Raw genomic sequence first — 1,547 nt, forward strand, 5'->3', positions numbered from 1 at the left:
AGCTAATTGTGTGGCTGTGTCCTGGTCATGATGAGCGACGACGACTTTTCTCGGACCGCTTTTACAGCTTAACAAAACACTGAGTAAGAAAATGTACTTCATGGAAGTTGATTACGCACAACGTCAGACTGCTTTCCGCAGCAGCGGTATTGGCAACTATGTCGTTGATTTGTTTTCTGATGTAAACAATTTATTCATCAGCCTAATAGCGGTTCTTCCGCCGCTGTTGCGAAAAGCAAATGTTGTAGGCTGTTCTTCGTCACTCACGGAAGTGTCCATGCAGAAATGATTTTAAATTGTCCGTTTACCTTTTGAATGTCAAAGAAGTGCTGCATGCCTGGGTGCTGGGAATTTTCATCTCTGGCAATGTATTGAAAGCTGTAAGAGCATTTCTTGTCAACAGTATTATAATAAGGCTGAAAAATGAAAAGGTCTTGCGAAGGATTGTGTTTATTTACTTCTTTCACCAGCTTGTCAGCAAAGAAAATTTGATATTGAGACTTGTCAAATGTCGCCTTTGTCACCTTAACGTATGGCTTGTCACTTTGTTTGGTACTGTCAATAATGCAATAGTCACATGTGAAAGGAAAACAAACAAGACTTGCAAGTTTCACTTTGTCGCTCTGATTTATTGCCTCTTTGAATGCAGTCCAGAAGTTTTGCAACTGAACTTTGTCAACTTGCAAATTGCTGCTGTCGCACTTTTGCTGACCGAATGAACAGGCAGCAGTCAAAAGTCCCAATATAATAAGTAACGATTGTTTCATTTAGAATAGCCTACAACGTTTTAAAGCTTTAAGCAGTTGCGGCATTCATTGTTATTCGGCTTCACTACTGCACAAAAGCTGCATAAAGATATTTTGTTGAACCTTTGTGGTCAAGCCGCATTTGCTAAAAGCTGCTGTTAGCGGCGTTGCTTTAGGACGTTTGCTTCTGTTTTAAGAAAATTCTCTCAGCTGCATAAGGAAAAACATCAAAAGAAGCGTGTTCTCATCATCGTCCTTAATGTCACTTTCCATCTTGAAAGACCGTCCGCCGAATGTAACCAGACGCTGCGGACCAATCTTGGCTACCTCAAATGCATTCTTGTAAATAATGAAGGGCGGCTTGCGAAAATATTTGAGTTCTAAAGAAAGGTCATTGTCTCCGTAGTACATTTTGTAAAACTGTCCCCCTTCTTTCCGCATTTCAATCACTTGCGGTATTGATTGTGTTTTAACCTTCACCTTCATGTAAAATGCTGCTGTAAAGAGCCATGTTTCCAGAAGCAAATTGTCATTCCGATAAAACCGAGAAGTCACGCCCCAGCCGAACTTTCGCTTCACTTTCATGAAGTCTATTCCATCCTTTTTGATTATTATATCGTCGACTTGCTCAATGGTAAACATCTATTTCTCGATTTTCAGTAGGGTTCTTTTCGCCGCTAACGGTTAACAAATTTCTGAAGCCAAGGCATTCCGTGTTTCTTCCGTTTCACTTTTGTTCTGTAGCTTAATAAAGCTACTGCGTTTGGCGCTTGTTCGTCAGCCTTGGTTTTAGAAATTTGA

Annotated in this window: 2 protein-coding genes; both read right to left on the bottom strand. The window is 40.4% G+C overall.

The window, feature by feature from the left end; genetic code table 11:
* Window positions 1-263: 263 nt before the first annotated feature.
* Complete coding sequence (locus D6024_RS26335) at window positions 264-767, bottom strand: hypothetical protein (protein ID WP_162945068.1); 504 nt, start codon at window positions 765-767, stop codon at window positions 264-266.
* A gap of 171 nt (window positions 768-938) precedes the next feature.
* Window positions 939-1,388, bottom strand: a complete 450-nt coding sequence (locus D6024_RS26340) for a hypothetical protein (RefSeq protein ID WP_121357806.1) — start codon at window positions 1,386-1,388, stop codon at window positions 939-941.
* Between the last annotated feature and the right edge of the window lie 159 nt (window positions 1,389-1,547).

The sequence above is a fragment of the Flavisolibacter nicotianae genome, assembly GCF_003628535.1.
Lineage (GTDB): Bacteria > Bacteroidota > Bacteroidia > Chitinophagales > Chitinophagaceae > Flavisolibacter > Flavisolibacter nicotianae.